A 19,024-nucleotide genomic window follows, 5' to 3' on the forward strand; every position below is an offset into this window, starting at 1 on the left:
CATCGCTAACTCTCCGCCAGTCGATTTGATCTTGCACTCGGGGCGAAATTCCAGAGTGCGTCTCCACTGCGTAAGCTAGCATTCGTCCACAGCCGGTCTCATGGTCTAAGTGGACTAAGCAGAAACCCGCATGCCCTACCGACTACCCAAAGTCGCAGTTGTGGCTACAAGCTAGACCAGAAATCCCCCGTCGATCGGCAGACAGGCGCCATTGACGTACTGCGCATCTTCAGCGCTCAGCCAAATCACGGCGCGTGCGATGTCAACTGGTTGAGCAACGCGACCAAGCGGAATCTGCTGCTCCAAGGACGTCCGCCATTGAGGAGCATCAAGAATCGTGCGTGTCATTTCGGTTGCAACGATGCCCGGTGCAACCGCATTACAACGAATTCCTTGTCGACCATATTCGGTAGCGATTGCCCGTGTTATTCCCAATACCCCATGCTTTGCAGCCGTGTATGCTGCAGTACGAGGAAAACTAATGAAACTTTGCAACGAGGCTGTATTAATGATGACACCGCCACCGTTTTCAAGCATTAGAGGGATTTCCGCCTGGATACAGTAAAAAACCCCGGAGAGATCGATATCAATGATCCGCTTCCACTGTGCTACGCCTACCTCATGGCTCGGAGGTGGGTTGTCGTTATCCGCAACGCCTGCGTTGTTGAACGCAATATCCAACCGTCCGATCGTGTTCCGAATCTCAGCAACCATGGCATGACACTGCTCGGGATCCGACACATCAACCGACACAAAGGAAGCCTTCCCTCCTTGCCGGCCTAGCTCCTCCGCCAGTGATTGTCCAGCCTGACGACTGACGTCAGCGAGAACAACGTGAGCACCAGCCCGAACAAATGCCTCCGCCGTTGCGCGACCGATACCGCTTGCTGCACCGGTTACCAATGCGACTTTGCCAGTCAAATCAGGATATTTGGCCATTTTATATTTGAAAATCAAAAAATCGTTCAATACATGAAACATGGCCCGAAAATATCGTCAAGCCACAATTCCCGTATTCAACAAGAATAAATAACCTCGAATCAAGCCGAAACGGCGGAATGTTTTGAGGCCCAATTTCCGGAAAATTAAACCTTAAATTCCGCAAAGGTGGCATCGTCCGTTTAGACTAGCTTTGTTTCGACCGTTGAATCGCGCGAGACCCGATACTTCGAACTTACGCTCGCACCGCTCTCTCGCCGCGCCACGGCCCCCAAAATGTACGTCCCATCAGGATCATCCCGGCCAAGCATAGGAAGAGAATTCCGACAACCATGAAAGCCTTGTCGATGCCACACAGAACTCGGATCGGGCCAACGACCCAAGGATTGAGAAACTGCCCCAAGAATATTGCACTGAGTAGCAACCCGGTAGCCCTAGACCGCATTGAAAGGGGGGCTCGGCTCATGATCATCGTCGCACAAGTTGCCTCAACTAGCCCTGCACCGATACCCATAACCGCACTCGCACAGCCGATCAAAAACGCCCCGTGAGCCAACGACATTCCCAAGGCTCCAACCCCGAAGCACACGGTGGTAAGCATGAGTACGCCCCGCGACCCGAGGAAACGCCCGATAAAACCAAAACTCGCGGCTGCAAGGGCAGCGACCAACGCACAGGCAGCGGTGACCGTGCCCTGCACCTCTGCACTGCCCACTCCCTGCTCTTGAAGCAAGAACGGCCCCTGAATGCTCGGCATGAACATGCCAATAGTCAGGGCCGACGCGAGTAGATAGATCGGCCACATCGTCCGAAACGGTGAAAATATATTGTGCTCTGACGTAGCGATGTGTTTGTGTGCTTTTATGCAGAACGGTGCCATCAACAGAAACGGAACGCCAAACGCATAGAGAGCAAATGGAGTGCGCCAGCCCGCGCGATCAACAAGATGACCGCCAGCCATCAGCGCAACCATCGCTGTAGCGGAAGAGGCCGCCACCATGAACCCGAGCAATCTTTCGCGGTGGCCGCCGGTAGGGTAATCGCCAACCAGGGAGAGACAACACGTCTGTATTGCCCCACCCGCCGCACCCAGCAGTAGTCGCGAGACGATCAGAGCTGTCGGACTATCAAGGAAGAGCACCGCTGTGCCGGCGAGCACGAAGCTCAACAGTCCGACCATCATGACCAACCGACGCCCTACGATTTCGGCAACAATTCCGGCGAGTGGCGCACAAAGAATCAGCGCTACTGCCGGCACGGTCATTACAAGTTGCGCGAAAAGCGCACCGTCGGTCCCATGCGCAAAATGCGCTGCCATCGCTGGCATGGCGGGCGCGGCCGCCATTGGAACCAATGTAACCAAGGCCGGTCCGGACACCAGGACAATACTCTTTGCCCAATTGTTCTCACCGAGCCCATCTGACGTGGAACCCATACTCACAACGCGTCTCCTTACTCTTATATGTAGTCCCGCGTTGGAAGATCCGTCGCCGAGACATTTTGTGGGTCCGGGCGCCCCCTGGCTACCAGGGCAGTGGCAACCAAGCGGCTAATGCCTCTGGGTCCGCTCTCACCGGGCGCACGGCAAACGTGCATACCCATTCCGCACCGCACTTGAAAGTCGATCGTGATAGGTCGATTTCACTCGCCTCAATAGATCAGAACAACGTCCATTTGTAGTAGACCATGATCGTGGGCGTCAAAAAAAGCACGGCTTTCCACAATATTCCGATGAATAGATACCGCTAGTCCACTTGGACGATGCACTGTCCGACAGCCGACACCAAGATCACCCCGGCAATGAGGATACGTTTACCTCGTTTGGAACTGTGACGCGACCATGCGCCGATTGTGCCGCGCTTACCATATGACGAACCGCATCGACGCGAACTCCCGCGTCACCTGGAGACACTCATGACCGCAGACGACTACATCCAGATCCAGAACCTCGTACACCGATACGCATATCTCATCGACTCTGGCCGATGGAAAGAACTGGGCGATTTGTTCGCAGATGCAGACGTCTATATTGCGGGGGAACTCGCGGTTCACCGCGACCCTGAAAAGCTTGAAGATTTGTGGCGACAATATGTGCGGTTGTATGCTAATGGAACGCCCAAGACGCATCACGTCATTACCAATCTGACGATTGAGGAAGTCGGTCCGGAGGAGGCACGAACGCACTGCTATGTACTCGTGGTCCAGCAGACCGCCGCCTTGCCGCTCCAGCCAATCATTACCGGCGACTATCTCGATCGGTTCGTCAAATCCGAGGGTAAATGGCGATTCGCCGAGCGTCGCATCGCAAACGACCTTATCGGCGACCTTTCGGCACATCTTCTCCAGGAACTTGCACAGGCCGAAGAACAGAAGCCTCAGAGTTGGTGACAACCTGCGGCGCTTGGCCTCATCAGATGCTGCATCGCAACAATCGCCCTGATCAGACGCCCTCGTTTAGCCGGAAGTCGGTAGCGAATGTATCAAGGCCCCACAGCAGCGAATGTTCGAAGCAGATACAACACATCGTGGAAGCCCGAGGTTACTCTCCCGGTAAGTTGGTGTACGATTTTCGCCAAAGGTCGCCGAGCTGAGCGATTGGCTAAGAGATAGGAGACACAAGATGGGTGCACCCGTAATGTCTGCAAGAGCAGACGCACCCCACGTTCCGGAGGATTTCCGTAACTCCTCGTCGGAATCGCCGTACGTCCATGGCAGCGTCGAAGACTTTTCACAGGCGAAACTCCCCTTCGAAAAGTTCGACGAGCTGGCCGGCTTAATTTACGAAGGGCCCCTCCAGGCAGTACCTTGGTCAGGCCTGTTGATTAGCTTGCGCACACTACTCCGTGCAAATTGGGTGACACTCATCCTGCGCCCCGCGTCGGACAAGATTCAAGCGGTGATTGTGAACGCTGGGCCAGACGGCGCATTTGTTGAGCGTGGGAAGTTTGCGACGCACACGGCGTTTATACTGGATCCGTTTAATGGACTCCCGCCCGAGCGCATTATTTCTGTTGATGACTTCGTCGGTACCGATGCCTGGATGTCCAGCGACTTCTATAAGCAGTTTGTAGAGCCGTACGACATCCGCTTTATGATCGGCGCCGATCTCGTCACGGCTGATGGCTCTGAATGCCGACTGCGGATCTGCCGCCCAGAGAGCGCCGGGAACTATTCCGAACAGGACAAAGCAGTTTGTCAGGTATTGCTGCCGCATCTCAAGCGAGCCATCGAGCTTCACTCCAGACTCGACATGATCGAGTCGGAGCGGACCCTCTATGCCAATACCGTCGATCGAATGCTGCTGGGTACAGTTGTTTTGGACGAGACGGGTCAAATTTTGAGAACGAACGGCGTCGCGGAGCGGATCTTACACGGCAACGATGGTCTCAGACTGGCGAACGGTCACATTGAGGCCGCCTATTCCGGCGACAATCGTAACTTGCAGTCTCTGGTCCGCAACGCGTTGCTCGGCGCGCCCCAGACAGTTCATCAATTCGGACAAGCGATGTCGGTGTCTCGTCCGTCTGGGCGCGCAAAGTACGGGCTGGCAGTCCGCACCAATCCATTAAACGAGTGGTCAGAGGGCCGACATCGCCCAGTTGTGACAATCTTCATCCGAGATCCAGAACAACAATCCCAAGCCTCGCGTGACCTCGTCCAACAACTCTTCGACCTTACACCTGCCGAAGCTTCTTTGGCGCTGTTGCTTGCGGAAGGCATCACCTTGGACGAAGCGGCGGAAGAACTATCAATCCGCAAAAACACGGCCCGGGCGCATCTGCGGTCGATTTTCTCAAAGACCGGTGTAACTCGGCAAACTTCGCTTGTACGGCTGCTCCTCGGAAGCTTTACACCGATAGACTGAAAGACGCGCCTGCACGGCGCGTCTTCTACTACGCTATCGAACCGAGAACGTCGTCTCAAATCGCGCGGCGAAGCGGTCGAAGTCGCTCTCGGGCAGATGGTTGATGCCACCCGCCCCGCGACGGCCGCCGCCCGTCGGGAACTCGCGACAAAATTCGTCCGCGCCTACCGCACTCCGACGCGGTACCCGAACACTCGCGGTGTAGCCGCCTCCGGATTTGACCGAGAGGATTGAAATTGCGCTCTCCGGAGACCCATGCATCAGTTCGTTCGCCAGCACGCCTATTGCTCGACGGGCCCACGCTTCATCCGGGAGAATGACGATCATGGCACCCGGTGCCTCGCGCGTCACGCCTACCCCTCGCGCACTTTCCATGTCGGCTCGGTACCCTTGCACCAATCTCTCGTATGCCGAGGAATCCACCACAAAGTCCAACGGGTCGTCGTACGGACGAATCTGTTCGGCAAGCTCAGCTGGATCGAAGTGGAGATCGCTAACCGATTCGCCGTATGCGTTGTAGTTTAGGCAAATGCCAAGTGTCTCTAGAGACGCGAGCTTAGCATCCTCGAACCCAGCAGCAGTGCCCATCGCACGCCCCACCGCCGGCAGACCATCGCCAAATGCCGCTGTCACTGCCCAGGCACTGAATCTTCCACCCAAAAACCGGTCGACGAGGATGCTCGTGCAGACGTCTACCGATAAATCGATGTGAGATGTCAACCCATCGTGGACCGGAATCTCACCAGCGTGATGGTGATCAAAATAAGTTACCTTTGCACCCACGTCGAGGAGTCTCAGCAGACCGGCCCGGTTCGAGTCCATTGAGATATCAAGCGCCGTTACGCTATCGCCTGCGGCAGCGCGTACTCGCTCCAGCAGTTTGATGTCGCGCTTGACGCCCGTGACAAACTCGGCTTGCTCTGGTCCCGACGCAAGCCGCAGTTGCTGAAGCGCACAGAGACCATCAGCGTCTCCGTTAAAAGCATAAATTTTCTTCAATTTTCACCCTCTGCCCTTCATCTACATTGCCGCCCCACCACTCGAACTCTGGCTCAAAGCGAGCGCGATGACGCATAAATGCGCTCTGCTTGCGCCTTCACGCCACGCGCGATGCCGTCAAATCCTTGTTTGACCCAAGGACCAAAACTTTGCATGATCGAGTCCGCATTGACGCCCAAAAAGAGGTCTGTCGTGAAATACGCCGAGCGCTCGTCCCCCAATGCCTCGATATACTGATCGCGTCGCGCGGCATCCTTGGACTCGGCAGTGGGCCGTTGTTCCCAAGCGAGCAATTGGCCCGGCTCGTAAGCAACGAGATGCTCAAAGACGTGAATCTCCGACCCAGGTTGGGCCGGATCGGGGATGTAAATATGGACCGGTTCGCCAAGCTTAAGCGTCGATTCGATTCGCACCGTGTACGGATTCCATTCCTTGTAACGCGGCAGATCAACCAGCACATCCCAAACCACCGACGCCGGCGCATCAATTTCAACCCGAACCGACGTCACGATATTCTGCGCTTTGCTCATCGTGTCACCTCCAATGTGCTCTCAACTTTTGATGGATTTGTTTGCGTCCCTACCGAACGTCACCAGCTATTAAAACCGTTCACACGGCTTCAGCCTTTTTCGCGGCTGAAAGCCTGGGCAGGATGTAGCGCTCGCGGTACGAAGCGAAGTCAGACTCAAGCTTCGATTTCGTCAAGGCCATTTTCTCCAGCGAATAGTCGTGCGGCGCGCGCTTGTCGCGGCTGCTCAATCCAATCCACTTCTGCATCCTCCCCCGGGCCTCATCGTCGAGTTCTACGCCAAGGAACGGATAGATTCGCTCAATGACTTCCATCGGGCGTGCCACCGCGTCCAGATACCAAACATCGAGGAAGAGCGAGTCCGACAACTCATCACGAACTCGAATTGCGTCCTTCAATCCTCGTGAAAATTTCGCACTCCACAGCGCAGCAGCTTCCGCTGGATTGGCATCATCGCTATACACACACCAGATCGTGTAAGCGAAGCTACTCATCGAGGGAATCGTCTCCAACGGATCCCGGTGCGTTTGGATAATCTTCGCGTCCGGAAACACTTTGAACAGGACATCCATTGCGTGTGTGTGGTGCGGTGCCTTGAGAATCCAGCGCTGCGCCACCTCACCTCGGCGACGCTTCTGCCATTGCAGAAATTGAAGCTGCCGTTTGAGGTATGTGTACGCCGGAGTCTGATCCTGCTCGCCCAACCACGCGGTGTAACCCGGAACATTGGCGTATGCATACATCGCGCTGAGGAAGGAGTGCTCCATCAATACAACTTCCTCGTCGGCCAACTCAGCGTCGAGCGGATGCATCGTCAACAAGTCCGGCATGGCCTCGACCATCATTTTCACTTCCGCCCGAGCTGCCGGAATGCGCGGGTCCTCGCCAGCCTCGGCCCCTGTATCGTCAAACGGAGCAGGAAATCGGACTTCCCACCACTTTGGCGTATAGAAGCGTGGGTCCTGAGCCAACACTCGATGCAGCATGGTCGTACCGGTGCGTGGCAAGCCAACGATAAACACGGGCTGCTCGATCGATTCTTGAAGAATCTCTGGATACCGACTCACATATTGTTCGAGCGTCAGCCGCGATGCCAGGCTCTCTACGAGTCTCTCACTGAAGAGACTCTTGCCCAGCCCCGAGAGCTTTCCTTCTTTATTGATCGACGCCAACAGTGCTTCGAGGGCCGGAAGGAAGCTCTTATCGCCAAAGTCGGTCAAGCCATCGCGGCGCTTGCTAGCAGCGGCGAGCAACGCCTCGGATTCGAGCGGAACTGTCATATTAGTTTCCCAATTTCAATGTTTGCAGCGCGACAACCTCTGTCTCCGGTTGAACGTGCTCATTTGCGCCAATCCACCGAAAACACATCGTTCCCCGCCGGTGACCCGCCGTTTCCAGCCAATTTGCCGCTCCCGGATTCTCGTTCGCCAGCACTAGGGTCACACCACCGTTCTCGTCGTAGACTGCAGTCTCTTTGTTGATGCAGATGTCGAAATACCTGAAATCGAGTGACTCGAGCCAGTAATTCTGAATAACAAAATTCCAATAGTCACATTTTGGAATACGCGGAACTTTCACGACCAGTGCCTCGCCGTCTTTGAGTTCCCAGTACGCGTGGTAGTAAAAAATGTTGGGGTCACCACCCACCGCCTGACAGAGCTTTTGGTCCGCTGCCGGAAGTGTGTTTGGCCGGCTGAGATAGCTCTCCGCCCAATCGCAAAACATCCTCGATGTATTCTCGACAAACGTGCCGGCACGCAGGAGCTTTTCTGCAAAGATCGCGGGATTTAGCGGCTTAGGCCTTGCCTCCGTCGCCCCAATCCGTTCAATACGGATTTGCGCGGGCTGTTGCTGACGCCGTCGGGGAAGATACTGTCGGATCAGCAGTTGCGAAGTATCTTCGTCAAGCTTAAGCCAGTTGCCATGGCGTTCCTCCTTCGAGAGGATCAGCTCAAAACTGCCATCCGACTCGATGGTCATGTTTCGTGCTTCGATTAACCCGCTCGCTACGAGTCGCCCGTTGGTGTCGTATCCGCCGCGCTTCGTACTAAAGTTGATGTTCTTCGCGTCGTTCAGTGAACCTGTGACGCGATACTCATTTCTCCCGCTAATCAACGCAACCTGATAAAAGTTGTCGGGGTTGTCGGCGCCAATCTTCGCGGTCTCATGGGAGGGCACCATGAAGGTCGGAAAGTCAGCGTCACCGCTCTCCACCTGCATTTCAAGAGCGATACGCGTTAGCCGGCTGAGGTAACGATAACCTTCCGCGCGATCGAATAGATTATCTGGTGCCTCTGACCTTAGAATTTGATTTCCGGCACGCTTGAGCGTGTCGCAGAATTGCTCCCAGACACGATCAAGCTCAGGCGAATCTTGATGAACCGTCGACATGCGGCGCTCTCCCGGCGAAGTTTTTCGATAAGACAGCTTACGACCGGGCATCGGCGAATTCATCGTCTCTTCGGACTATGAATTCGCCGCAATCAAAGCAGCGATGCAAACATCAGGCAGTCGTGACCGCTGGCTGAGACTCTGCGTTCAACGCAGTACCGCGCGCGCGGGCCATATCGAGAGCCGTGTCCTCGATCATGTCCTCCTGCCCGCCTACCATCCCCTTACGGCCCAGCTCCATCAGGATGTCGCGTGCCGGCACCTTGTACTTTGCTTCCGCGCGTTTCGCGAAAAGCAGGAACGAGGAATAGACCCCCGCATATCCCAAAGTAAGGGCATCACGGTCAATCCTGACCATGTGATCCATCATCGGGAGAACGATGTCTTCCGCGACATCCATAATTCGATATAGATCAACGCCAGTCTCGATCTCCATCCGGTTGCAGACCGCGACGAATACCTCAAGCGGCGTGTTTCCAGCTCCGGCGCCAAGGCCGTTGGTGGATCCATCGATACGGGTCGCCCCCGCTTCCACAGCGGCCAACGAGTTGGCAATCCCCATTGCCATATTATGATGGCCGTGAAAACCAATCTCCGTATCACTCTTCAATGCGCCCCGGAGTGCCGCGATTCTTTCCGTAACATCGTCAGGCAGCATGTAACCGGCGGAGTCCGTGACATAGACACAATTCGCACCGTACGATTCCATCAGAAGCGCTTGCTCGACAAGCTTCTTTGCCGGGATCATGTGCGCCATCATGAGAAACCCGACCGTATCCATTTCTAGCTTTCGAGCAAGATTGATGTGCTGCTCAGATACGTCGGCCTCAGTGCAATGCGTCGCGATACGGATCGTGTGTACGCCAAGATCCTTCGCCATTCGCAGGTGGTCAACTGTGCCGATGCCAGGAAGCAGGAGGGCCGACGCCTTCGCGCGCTTTAAGGTCGGCACCACGGCCTTGAGGTATTCCTCATCCGTATGAAGCGGAAACCCGTAGTTAACCGACGAGCCGCCCAAACCGTCGCCATGGGTCACTTCCAGCAGCGGCATTCCGGCTTCGTCCAGGCCGTTGGCTACTGCCTGCATCTGCGCAAGCGTAATCTGATGCCGTTTTGGATGCATCCCGTCACGCAGCGTGTTGTCGTGCAACGTGATCTTCTTTCCCTTGAGGTTCATCTGTATCTCCGGTCAGACTAGTTCGCGACGGCTTCAAGAGTCAGGGAACCCTTGACGATCTCTTCGGCAAACATCTCGGCCGTCCTGGCGGCGGCTGCGGTCATGATGTCGAGATTGCCGGCGTACTTCGGCAAATAGTCCCCCAGCCCCTCGACTTCCATATAGATGGATACGCGCTTTCCATCGAAGATCGGTCCGTTCTTCAACCGATAACCCGGCACATATTTCTGGACTTCCGTGACCATCTCCTGCACCGATCGAGTGATCGCCGCCTGATCAGGCTCCGACTCCGTCAGGCAGTGAATTGTGTCTCGCATAATCAGCGGCGGCTCGGCCGGGTTAATGACGATGATTGCCTTCCCCTCCTTCGCGCCGCCAACGCTCGAGACCGCGCTAGCGGTTGTACGCGTGAACTCATCGATATTCTTTCGAGTCCCCGGTCCAACCGACCGAGACGAGACTGTGGCGACAATTTCCCCATAAGAAACGGGCTGTACCCGCGAGACGGCCGCAACCATCGGGATGGTTGCTTGGCCGCCACAAGTCACCATGTTCACGTTCATCTCGCCGGTACCGAGGTGCGCCTTCAAGTTAACAGGCGGCACGCAGAATGGCCCAATCGCAGCAGGGGTGAGGTCAATCATCATGACGCCCAGCGCGTTTAGCTTGCGCGTATTTTCCGCGTGCACGTAGGCCGACGTCGCATCGAATGCAATCTGGATTTCGTCCGCCGCAACATGCGGCAACAGTCCGTCAACGCCGTCAGATGTGGTTTTTAACCCAAGCTCTCTCGCGCGCGCCAGCCCCTCTGACGCAGCGTCGATACCCACCATCCAGACCGGCTCAAGCCACTCACTACGCCGCAGCTTATAAAGTAGGTCAGTCCCAATGTTTCCAGGCCCGATAAGGGCACATTTGATCTTTCGCACGCTTCAATCTCCTATCTGCCTTCGTGAAACTCCAAGAGCTCGCTCCCGTTCTTTAGTCGACGAAGGCCACCGAGGCTGAGCCGATGCCAGAAATCGTCAACTCGAATCGATCGCCAACTTGAGCCGGGATCAATGGCACAAGGGAACCCGATAGAATCGTCTCTCCTGCAAGAAATGGGATACCGAACTGTCCGAGTGTATTGGCCAGCCAAGCTACCGCTTCGGCTGGGTGCCCCTGTACTGCACTCCCGAGACCGGAAGCCACGCGCTCCCCATTTCTGTACATCTCGAGATTGACATTCGGCAAATCGACACTTCGAGGATCGACGCGGTCCACGCCGAGCACGAAGACACCACACGACGCGTTGTCTGCGACAGTGTCCTGGATCTTGATCTTCCAGTCGTCGATACGGGAATCGACGATCTCAAAACAAGGAAGCACGGCCTCCGTCGCGTCCAGCACATCCTCGCGCGTGATATTTCGGCTAATCAAATCTTCCTTTAACACGAAGGCAATCTCGCCCTCGGCACGAGGCTGTATGAGACCCGTCTTGGAAAAGCTGATTTCGGCGCCGTTCTCGAATCGCATCGCATCCGTGAGAAAGCCGAAGTCCGGCTGATGCACGTTCAGCATCTTCTGAACCGCCTCGCTCGTCACGCCAATCTTCTTCCCGACAACCAGTTCGCTCGCACCTCTCCTAAGTTCCAGCAGATGGGCGGATACGTGATACGCGTCCTCGATGGTCATGTCGGGGTACCGCTGACTGAGTGGACTAACTGTCGAGCGGTTGCGAAGCGCATGAAACAGCTCATCTCCGAGGCTGCGTATTAGATTGAGTTCCATGTCGGCCCCGTCACGCGGTAGTGAGAAATTCGATACACGTCTTGTTGAAAAGGTCGCGGTGTTCCACCATGACCCAGTGCCCGCAGCGGTTCGTGATCACGAACCTCGTATCGGCGCAGCGCTCCAGAACTTTCAGCGCACCACTCGCAGGGCAAAACTTGTCGTCACTGCCCCAGAATCCTAGTACCGGACATCGAATTTCATGGAGTCTCTCCACAAGATTCGGCACGCGCATTGTGGCCAGTACGCTCTTCGGTTGCATCTCGCATACGGGAACCCGCTCGTCGAGGAGTTCGTCGGTAACATGGACCGGGTCATACACCAGAATTGAGAGCAGTCGACGCATCCCTTCCCGATCGAGGACACCCGTTGCGAAGTCCGACATCATTCGCTGGATGCCCTCCATTTGGAAATAGACTTCGCGTTCTTCCAGTCCACCAGGTCCCATCAGAATTAGTCGCTGAACCGCTTCTGGCCGATCCAACGCGTACTTCAGTGCGATGGCTCCCCCAAGTGAGTTCCCGACCAAAACACACCGTGTAACGTCCAATGCATCGAGGAACTCACGCAATACACCGACGAAGTAGTCTAGAACGTACTCAACATCGTCTGGCTTGGATGACAGTCCGTAACCCGGTAGGTCAGGGACGAGCACGCGAAATCCCTCGTTCGCAAATACCGGGTAATTTCCTTTGAAATTACTGTAGCCGCTCGCGCCCGGCCCGCTGCCATGGATGAATACCACCGTTTCGCCCACGCCACTATCTTGATAGTGGATATCAAGCCCACTCGGGGTTCGCACATACTTCCCCTTCGGAATCGGGGTATTCTCGTTCATCAGAGACTCCAAACCACTTCGCAGTAGAGATTCTCCAGCGCAAGCAAAGAAGAACCTCTATCGAGATCAACTCAGGGTGCGGCGCCCGTCTTATGGCGCCATGAATTCGCCGCCGTTCACGTCGAGCAGTGCTCCCGTGACCGCCATCGAGTAGTCCGACGCCAAGAACAACGCGGCCTTAGCACAATCATCGTCTGTCGGAATTCGCCTAACAGGAATATTGGCAGCGACATTGTTGATCAGTGTCTCAAGCGGCACACCTTGCTCTTTCGAGTACTGCTTCATCCAGCTCTCGGTAGGCGTCCCCCACATCCACCCCATCGCCGCTGTATTCACGCGAATGCCGTACTTACCCAGTTCCGCAGCAAGATGCTTCGCGGCAACGGCAATCGCCCCCTTGGAAGACGCATAGCTCGCGTTACCCCAGGGCTTTCGCGTCACCATCGAACTGATCATGACAATTGAACCGCCGCCCTGCTGTTTCATATGAGGCACCGCCGCTTGCGTCAACTGCAGCGTCCCGAGGACATTGGTATCAAACACGCTGCGCCAACCAGGCAGGTTAGCCTCCTCGAAAGTCTCAGCGACATCACCAGGTGTGTAGGCGCTATTGATCAGTGCGTCGACTCGACCAAAGCGTTCCACGGTTTGGGAAATCAAATTCTCGCACTGATCCGGTTTCGAGATGTCCGTCGGTACCTTGAGCACCTCCGCCGCACGTACTCGCTCTCGGATGGCTTGCTCGGCCTGATCCAGCTTCTCCGCACCACGAGCGGCTAAGACGACACCCTTTGCCCCCTCTTCCGCCGCAAGCAATGCGAGCTTGATCCCAAGCCCCGGGCCGATCCCCGAGATCACAACAACCTTGTCCTTAAGTAGCATTTGGCGTATTTCCCCTGTTTGTCAGCGAGTACAACAATACAAAGGGGACGCGCTATTCTCATCGTCCTTTTGGACTAAGGTCGTCTACCACACGATCGCACTGCCATTTTGCTCGAGATTAATCAGGCGACAGGCGCACAAAGACGCACGCGCATACCCTTCGTCGCAAGATTCGCCATTGCAAGGGGAGTAAATGCGGCCATGGTGCCCATGGTTGATCTTCTAATACCTTCACTTTTTGTTCCACAAGCGATGACGGTAAGTCGAAAGGTGAAGAAGAACGCCGTATTGGCGCCCCTCCTTACACCGCCTCGCAGCGACAAACACGAACAGCCTCCACCCTAGTAGAACACCCTTAGTCTAACCGGACGATGTGCACCTTCGGGCGGACATCTACTCTCGATTCGCGAAGAACGCAGACCGTGCGAAGGTTATATCGCCTCCTTGTATCTAATCGTTGGCACTTTGTACGGAACTGCTATGTATTTATACATATAAATTATTAAATATATTTATTTAGTATTTGTTAACAACAATATTTCCGATCCATATCCATTCACACTGAAAATCATGTCTCAAATCGACAGAAAAGGTACTCTTGTAGTGGCTGGCGCGGGTCCGTTGGTAGGTTTATCCATCGCCAAGCACTTTGGGAAGAAAGGATTTCGCGTCGCCTTGATTTCAAGGCGCAAAGAAAAGCTTGATGCCCTCGTGGAACAATTGACGGCTGCAGGTGTAGAAGCCCGCGCCTTTCCCGCAGATCTTACAAATCCGCAGCAACTCTCGAAGGCGTTTTCTGATATCAGACTGGCTTTCGGCACCGTCGACGTACTGGAGTTTAGTCCGACTGATTGGGGCAAGGGTAGTAAGGAGAAGAATGGCAAGGCAGTAGCGCTCACCGCAGAAACTGCGCAGGACGATCTCAATCTCCTCGTTAAGGGCGCAATTTCGTGCGTTCAGCAAGTCCTGCCAGATATGCTAGAAAAAAAGAATGGTGCCCTGCTCTTCACAACTGGGTATTCTGCAATCAAGCCGCTGTCGTTCATTGCTTCACTCGGCATCGCGAATTCAGGTCTTCGCAACTACGCCTACTGCCTCCACGAAGATCTCGCGTCCAGTGGCGTTTACGTTGGTACCGTGTCGATCAATGCATTTATCGCACACGGCACCGACGGTGACCCGGGAAAAGTGGCCGAACTCTACTACGATATGTATGAGCATCGAGATCGAATCGAAGCAGTTTTCGGCCCAACCGATCACTAAGCAAGGACGGAAATCGACCATGTCTAAAGAGGCTGCAGTTGCGCAGATCGACGCTGTCCCCACACATGTCACGCGCGCCCATATCGTAGACTCCGTTCGAAGCTTCTTTTCGACCTATCCCGCAGCGCAGGTCGAGGAGATTTTGCCGCGCGCCGAACTGTTCGCGAGCGATGCCGTTTTCGAGGACCCCGTGGGAGCTCCCCCCTACGTCGGCAAGGCCGCTATCCTAGATTTCTTCAAGTCGACGTTGGAGTCCGGCTGGATCATTCATATGCACCCTGAACAAATCATTGTTTGCGGAGACGAAGCAATTTCGCTCACTGCCGGGAGTTGGGGGCTGCCCGATTCCGAGCCCGCTCACGTACGTCTAATACACAATTTTGCGTTCGACCACACCGGCAAGATTGTACGCGTCCGCGTTTTCTTCGACCGTGGTACTGTTGCCTAGCGACACCTGATGGACGCAGAAAGAACCCGATCGCTTTCGTTAGGTGATCCACAATAGCGTTAGTCTCATCGGACGATGTAGCGCGCACTTTCTACCCTTATGCTTTTAAGCGTGCCAACGTCAAACTACGCGGTCCATCCCGAGAACGGAAGAGTAACCGCTTAACGGGCAGTAGAAAGAGGAAATATTGTGGCAACGCCAAATAACATCGACCCGTCCGAATTTCGCCGAGCTCTGGGGAGTTTCACAACCGGCGTTACGATCATCACTACGCGTTCGGCTGAAGGAGAGCCGGTTGGAGTAACGGCGAACAGCTTCAACTCCGTCTCCCTGACCCCCCCACTGGTTCTCTGGAGTCTGGCGAAGAATTCGCGAAGCTTGCGGGCCTTCGAATCCAACTCTCATTGGGGTGTGCATATTCTCTCTGCTCATCAGGAAGGTCTGTCAAACCGGTTCGCAAAAAGTGGTGAGGATAAATTTCTCGGCGTGGACGTCGAGGACGGCGCCGGCGACATTCCCCTCCTGAGTGATTGCTGCGCGCGCCTTCAGTGCAAGACCATCTTCCGCTATGAGGGAGGTGACCATATCATCTTCGTCGGAGAAGTCCTCGAGTTCGATCGTTCCGAACTGCCGCCGCTCGCCTTTCACGCGGGACAGTACGCTCTTGCAGCAAGCAAAGGCAAGCCTGTGTCGTTTACGTCAATGCAGCATGATGAGCCCGAGCTTACGTTCGGGGAAGACTTCATCGGCTATCTTTTGGCACGCGCCCACTTCCAGTTCTACGCGCAGGTGATGCAGCATGCGGCCGCCTACGGTCTGACTGATTCGGAATATTTCCTCCTGACTATCCTCGCGATGCGAGATACGCAAACTATCGAGGAAGTAAGCGCACTGTTCTCATACACGGGCTATCACATCACAAGGGCGATGGCAACCGATCTCCAGCAGCGCGGGCTGTTGGCCGCGCATGAACGGGACTCAAACGTAGAATACGGCCTCACCGATGCGGGACGTGAGGTGACCCTTCGCGTGTTGTCTGCAGCAAAGGCGTTGGAGATCGATATTGAGAGCAAGCTCGGTGCGAACGAATCATTCGCGCTTAAGCATCTCCTCAAGACGCTGATTGCAAAGACCGACCCTGGTTTTGCGCATCCGTGGAATCGCGCATAATCGATAGAGGAACGAATGTGCCGGCAAGATCAACTTGCCATACCAAACAGGAGGGACACAGTGACACAAGACTCATCGTCTGCCGAGCGCGAGATTGCTCGAGCCCATTACGGCTACGCGTACGCCCTTGACACTCGTGACTGGGCGCAGCTCGACGCGGTCTTTGACGAATCAGCGCAGGCGCACTACGGCCCGGGAATCGACCTTAGCGGCCGCGAAGCGATTGTGAGGAGCATACGCAGCTTTCTGGACCACTGCGGGCCCACGCAACATTTGATTGGCAATCTCGATATTAATATCCAAGGCGAACGAGCCAACGCGCGCTGTTACATCCGTGCTCATCATCTAGAACGGGATAGCGCATCTCCGAAATCATACGAAGCATTTGGACGTTATGAGAGCGTTTGGCTTCAAGGGCCAGCGGGATGGCGAGTCACTGACTGGACGATGACCGTTACGCACGAAGTCGGTAGCCGCGAGGTGCTTGGGCTGCGAGCGACCGAAGCGTAGCCACCAACAGTTTCACTTGCTTCTCGAAATAGCGTTCGGGGCGTATCGCCTCGAACGCCAGCCCACCGTAGAACGTCGCCTACCTCAGAGAGCGCCATCGCTGACGCGAACTCGTCGCGATCCGCGTGTTGGCGTGCTATCGTTGCATCGACGCACCGCGCAATCGAAATCCGCTTCAACGCTCGACCACGGCGTTGTAAAAATCGGGCGGTAGGGCATTTTACGGTAGTAGGAATTCCGCCAGTTTGCGCGCGTGTACTCGAAGCTCAGGCACCGCAGTGGCTTCCCAATACGTCGCACGAAGCAAGGGGCCAATGTATCGTAGCGATTCATTAGCACGCCCCGCCCCGTCAACCACCCGATATTGTGCGTCCACTTCGATTCCGAGTCCGAGCGGATCCACGCGTAACATTCCCTCTTCCAGAAGGCGCCGGGGGAACACTTCGTTTACTCGATGAAGGTTTGCCCCTGGGCCGGTACAGTTGACTACACGATCAACTTCGAGCGTCGTGATCTCATCGGCGCTCCGCTTACGCACGTCCACCTCGATGGCATCGCTCGTGCGAAGCGCGACAAGCCTGCCAGCGAGAATCTGAAGTGTCCCTGCGCTTAGGAGGCCGTGAAGATACAAATTCGCCTCAGGGGCCAGCCGGTGACGGTGGACGTCCCAGTAGGGCTGAATATGTCGCAGAAAGCGCCGGCGCTCACGCTGATTCAGGCGCCGCCAGAGTTCTGGAATATGAGGGCGGAGTAAGGAGATTACGTCTCGCCAATCTTTTCCCGCCTCCGCTTGACTACGCGCGCACCTCCGCAGCACACGAACATACCTTCGTACGTTACGTCCCATTTGGTCCAGAATGCCACGGACATCGATGTGGGTCGGCTGCTCCGTGCGAGTGCAACGATGCGGCTGCGGCAATAGCCCGCGCCTCGAAACAGCGATACATTGCCGTTCGGGATTATTCACGGCAAGCGTCGCTGCGACGTCGATCGCCGTTAGGCCTGACCCTATCAGTAGAACGCGTTCGCTCCCCCCAATCTGGTCCAATGCTCCAGGCGCCCAAGGATCGCGAATGTAACGGTTTTCCGAAAACGACAAGCTACCGGGCACCGCCGGGTCAAGCGGCGAAAAATGTCCGAATGCAAGGACAGCGCGATCAGCAATGATGGCCGCACCGCCGCGCATCTGAATCGTCACGTTTGAGGAGGCATCGTCCGAGAGCCCACCGAAGTCAATTCCGATCACCTCGGCATCGACTCTAGTTAGCCGTTTTTTCTCACCGCTCTCTTCTTCAGCTTGCTCTAGCAAGTAGTCGAGATAGCGCCCATAGAGATGTCTGGATACGAATGACGAGGGCGTAACGAGCGGATTATGCCAGCGACAAAAGCGCACGAAATGGTCAACATCCTCGGGAAAAACGCTCATATTCCCGGCAGGAACGTTGAGGATATGCCTATTGCTGCGCGTTCCGTATGCAACCCCTCTAGCCATGCGACCCGAGCGATTGATCAGAATGACATGCAGGCCATTCGGTGCTGGTCGACGCAGGAGCTGAAGCACGGTAGCTGTTCCGCTGAAACCGCTCCCGATAACCGCAATCGTCTTCAAAACGACTCCCCGCTTCTTCGCATCGCCCGGATAAGGTGAAGCGGAACGGCGTTACCGACGGTGACGCGCCGCCTACCCGGCTCACGTTCCGTCAGTGCTTCGGTCGTCTTCAAAGTACTTATCGACAGCTCAGCAAGGTCCCGGTAGTGCGTCGAGCCGGTCGCTTTCCATGACACTTCATCATCGGAAAGCTCGCGCACGATCCTCGCCGGCATCCCTGCTACCAGCGTCCGGGGCGGAACGACAACCCCTTCCTTTACAAGGCTCATCGCTGCAACGATACTCGATTCACCAAGCACGGCTCCATCCATAACGACGGAGTTCATTCCAACGAGAGCATTACGCCCAACCCTGCAACCGTGCAAGACCGCCCCATGGCCAATGTGTCCATCCACTTCCACCACAGTATCGATTTCCGGATAGCCGTGCAAAACACAAGTGTCTTGAATATTTGCCCCGGTTTCGACGATCAGGCGCCCGAAATCACCTCTTAAGCAGGCAGCAGGACCAATATAGCAGTGCGCCCCGATTTCAACGTCACCAATCAACACTGCTGACGGATGGACATACGCCTCGGGGTGTACTATTGGCGTAACGCCGTCGATGGAATAAACGGTCACCATAGCTCAAG

Annotated in this window: 19 protein-coding genes; 6 read left to right on the forward strand and 13 right to left on the reverse strand. The window is 55.6% G+C overall.

The features are described 5' to 3' along the window. Window positions 1-171: 171 nt before the first annotated feature. Both NH14_RS27560 and NH14_RS27565 read right to left on the reverse strand, forming a co-directional pair. Window positions 172-981, reverse strand: a complete 810-nt coding sequence (locus NH14_RS27560) for an SDR family NAD(P)-dependent oxidoreductase (protein ID WP_202031800.1) — start codon at window positions 979-981, stop codon at window positions 172-174. A 193-nt stretch (window positions 982-1,174) separates the two neighbouring features. Beyond that, complete coding sequence (locus tag NH14_RS27565) at window positions 1,175-2,374, reverse strand: MFS transporter (protein ID WP_035530761.1); 1,200 nt, start codon at window positions 2,372-2,374, stop codon at window positions 1,175-1,177. A gap of 479 nt (window positions 2,375-2,853) precedes the next feature. On the opposite strand from NH14_RS27565, the gene NH14_RS27570 reads away from it, so the two are divergent. Both NH14_RS27570 and NH14_RS27575 read left to right on the forward strand, forming a co-directional pair. Next, complete coding sequence (locus tag NH14_RS27570; protein WP_084225794.1) at window positions 2,854-3,327, forward strand: nuclear transport factor 2 family protein; 474 nt, start codon at window positions 2,854-2,856, stop codon at window positions 3,325-3,327. 232 nt (window positions 3,328-3,559) lie between these two features. Beyond that, a complete protein-coding gene (locus tag NH14_RS27575) occupies window positions 3,560-4,804 on the forward strand; it encodes a helix-turn-helix transcriptional regulator (RefSeq protein ID WP_237179788.1) in 1,245 nt (414 codons plus the stop codon). Window positions 4,805-4,837: 33 nt separating this feature from the next. Here NH14_RS27575 and NH14_RS27580 read toward each other — a convergent pair whose 3' ends face one another. The 9 genes from NH14_RS27580 to NH14_RS27620 form a co-directional block, all read right to left on the reverse strand. Further along, a complete protein-coding gene (locus NH14_RS27580) occupies window positions 4,838-5,803 on the reverse strand; it encodes a hypothetical protein (protein ID WP_035530759.1) in 966 nt (321 codons plus the stop codon). A 53-nt stretch (window positions 5,804-5,856) separates the two neighbouring features. Continuing rightward, complete coding sequence (locus NH14_RS27585; RefSeq protein ID WP_035530757.1) at window positions 5,857-6,333, reverse strand: SRPBCC domain-containing protein; 477 nt, start codon at window positions 6,331-6,333, stop codon at window positions 5,857-5,859. A gap of 79 nt (window positions 6,334-6,412) precedes the next feature. Further along, on the reverse strand, window positions 6,413-7,612 hold the full coding sequence (locus tag NH14_RS27590; RefSeq protein WP_052148339.1) for a sulfotransferase family protein: 1,200 nt from the start codon (window positions 7,610-7,612) through the stop codon (window positions 6,413-6,415). 1 nt (window position 7,613) lies between these two features. Next, window positions 7,614-8,723 (reverse strand): DUF1214 domain-containing protein, encoded by a 1,110-nt coding sequence (locus tag NH14_RS27595; protein ID WP_035530756.1) that lies wholly within the window; start codon window positions 8,721-8,723, stop codon window positions 7,614-7,616. 112 nt (window positions 8,724-8,835) lie between these two features. Then, window positions 8,836-9,900 carry a 4-hydroxy-2-oxovalerate aldolase gene (gene dmpG, locus NH14_RS27600; RefSeq protein WP_035530755.1) on the reverse strand — a complete coding sequence of 355 codons (1,065 nt, stop codon included), beginning with the start codon at window positions 9,898-9,900 and terminating at the stop codon, window positions 8,836-8,838. A gap of 17 nt (window positions 9,901-9,917) precedes the next feature. Further along, window positions 9,918-10,829 carry an acetaldehyde dehydrogenase (acetylating) gene (locus NH14_RS27605; protein WP_035530754.1) on the reverse strand — a complete coding sequence of 304 codons (912 nt, stop codon included), beginning with the start codon at window positions 10,827-10,829 and terminating at the stop codon, window positions 9,918-9,920. 52 nt (window positions 10,830-10,881) lie between these two features. Next, window positions 10,882-11,673, reverse strand: a complete 792-nt coding sequence (locus NH14_RS27610) for a fumarylacetoacetate hydrolase family protein (protein ID WP_035530752.1) — start codon at window positions 11,671-11,673, stop codon at window positions 10,882-10,884. Window positions 11,674-11,683: 10 nt separating this feature from the next. After that, entirely contained in the window at window positions 11,684-12,511 is an 828-nt protein-coding gene (locus NH14_RS27615; RefSeq protein WP_035530750.1) for an alpha/beta fold hydrolase, read from the reverse strand. 90 nt (window positions 12,512-12,601) lie between these two features. Next, window positions 12,602-13,393, reverse strand: coding sequence for an SDR family oxidoreductase (locus NH14_RS27620; protein ID WP_035530748.1), 792 nt, complete (start codon window positions 13,391-13,393; stop codon window positions 12,602-12,604). Window positions 13,394-13,963: 570 nt separating this feature from the next. Between NH14_RS27620 and NH14_RS27625 the strand changes: the two genes are divergently transcribed. The 4 genes from NH14_RS27625 (at window position 13,964) to NH14_RS34175 (ending at window position 16,784) form a co-directional block, all read left to right on the forward strand. Then, a complete protein-coding gene (locus tag NH14_RS27625; RefSeq protein WP_035530746.1) occupies window positions 13,964-14,656 on the forward strand; it encodes an SDR family NAD(P)-dependent oxidoreductase in 693 nt (230 codons plus the stop codon). Next, the gene (locus NH14_RS27630) at window positions 14,607-15,104 is read left to right on the forward strand and encodes a nuclear transport factor 2 family protein (protein ID WP_161790874.1); all 498 of its coding nucleotides are present in this window, start codon (window positions 14,607-14,609) and stop codon (window positions 15,102-15,104) included. Before NH14_RS27625 ends, NH14_RS27630 begins: the two co-directional genes overlap by 50 nt. A 189-nt stretch (window positions 15,105-15,293) precedes the next feature. Beyond that, complete coding sequence (locus NH14_RS27635) at window positions 15,294-16,274, forward strand: flavin reductase (RefSeq protein ID WP_035530742.1); 981 nt, start codon at window positions 15,294-15,296, stop codon at window positions 16,272-16,274. A gap of 15 nt (window positions 16,275-16,289) precedes the next feature. After that, window positions 16,290-16,784, forward strand: a complete 495-nt coding sequence (locus NH14_RS34175) for a nuclear transport factor 2 family protein (RefSeq protein WP_084225792.1) — start codon at window positions 16,290-16,292, stop codon at window positions 16,782-16,784. Between the two features lie 220 nt (window positions 16,785-17,004). On the opposite strand, the gene NH14_RS27645 is transcribed toward NH14_RS34175, so the two are convergent. Together NH14_RS27645 and NH14_RS27650 are read right to left on the reverse strand one after the other, a co-directional pair. Beyond that, on the reverse strand, window positions 17,005-18,393 hold the full coding sequence (locus tag NH14_RS27645) for an FAD/NAD(P)-binding protein (protein ID WP_035530740.1): 1,389 nt from the start codon (window positions 18,391-18,393) through the stop codon (window positions 17,005-17,007). Beyond that, entirely contained in the window at window positions 18,390-19,016 is a 627-nt protein-coding gene (locus NH14_RS27650) for a transferase hexapeptide repeat family protein (RefSeq protein WP_035530738.1), read from the reverse strand. Before NH14_RS27650 ends, NH14_RS27645 begins: the two co-directional genes overlap by 4 nt. Window positions 19,017-19,024: the final 8 nt, after the last annotated feature.

The sequence above is a fragment of the Paraburkholderia sacchari genome (assembly GCF_000785435.2).
Lineage (GTDB): Bacteria > Pseudomonadota > Gammaproteobacteria > Burkholderiales > Burkholderiaceae > Paraburkholderia > Paraburkholderia sacchari.

What these genes read in the sequence shown, in the direction of transcription:
- NH14_RS27560 (WP_202031800.1), bottom strand. Translation starts at nt 981, where the DNA reads ATGTTTCATGTATTGAACGATTTTTTGATTTTCAAATATAAAATGGCC.
- NH14_RS27565 (WP_035530761.1), bottom strand. Translation starts at nt 2,374, where the DNA reads ATGGGTTCCACGTCAGATGGGCTCGGTGAGAACAATTGGGCAAAGAGT.
- NH14_RS27570 (WP_084225794.1), top strand. Translation starts at nt 2,854, where the DNA reads ATGACCGCAGACGACTACATCCAGATCCAGAACCTCGTACACCGATAC.
- NH14_RS27575 (WP_237179788.1), top strand. Translation starts at nt 3,560, where the DNA reads ATGGGTGCACCCGTAATGTCTGCAAGAGCAGACGCACCCCACGTTCCG.
- NH14_RS27585 (WP_035530757.1), bottom strand. Translation starts at nt 6,333, where the DNA reads ATGAGCAAAGCGCAGAATATCGTGACGTCGGTTCGGGTTGAAATTGAT.
- NH14_RS27590 (WP_052148339.1), bottom strand. Translation starts at nt 7,612, where the DNA reads ATGACAGTTCCGCTCGAATCCGAGGCGTTGCTCGCCGCTGCTAGCAAG.
- NH14_RS27595 (WP_035530756.1), bottom strand. Translation starts at nt 8,723, where the DNA reads ATGTCGACGGTTCATCAAGATTCGCCTGAGCTTGATCGTGTCTGGGAG.
- dmpG (WP_035530755.1), bottom strand. Translation starts at nt 9,900, where the DNA reads ATGAACCTCAAGGGAAAGAAGATCACGTTGCACGACAACACGCTGCGT.
- NH14_RS27610 (WP_035530752.1), bottom strand. Translation starts at nt 11,673, where the DNA reads ATGGAACTCAATCTAATACGCAGCCTCGGAGATGAGCTGTTTCATGCG.
- NH14_RS27615 (WP_035530750.1), bottom strand. Translation starts at nt 12,511, where the DNA reads ATGAACGAGAATACCCCGATTCCGAAGGGGAAGTATGTGCGAACCCCG.
- NH14_RS27620 (WP_035530748.1), bottom strand. Translation starts at nt 13,393, where the DNA reads ATGCTACTTAAGGACAAGGTTGTTGTGATCTCGGGGATCGGCCCGGGG.
- NH14_RS27625 (WP_035530746.1), top strand. Translation starts at nt 13,964, where the DNA reads ATGTCTCAAATCGACAGAAAAGGTACTCTTGTAGTGGCTGGCGCGGGT.
- NH14_RS27630 (WP_161790874.1), top strand. Translation starts at nt 14,607, where the DNA reads ATGAGCATCGAGATCGAATCGAAGCAGTTTTCGGCCCAACCGATCACT.
- NH14_RS34175 (WP_084225792.1), top strand. Translation starts at nt 16,290, where the DNA reads ATGTGCCGGCAAGATCAACTTGCCATACCAAACAGGAGGGACACAGTG.
- NH14_RS27650 (WP_035530738.1), bottom strand. Translation starts at nt 19,016, where the DNA reads ATGGTGACCGTTTATTCCATCGACGGCGTTACGCCAATAGTACACCCC.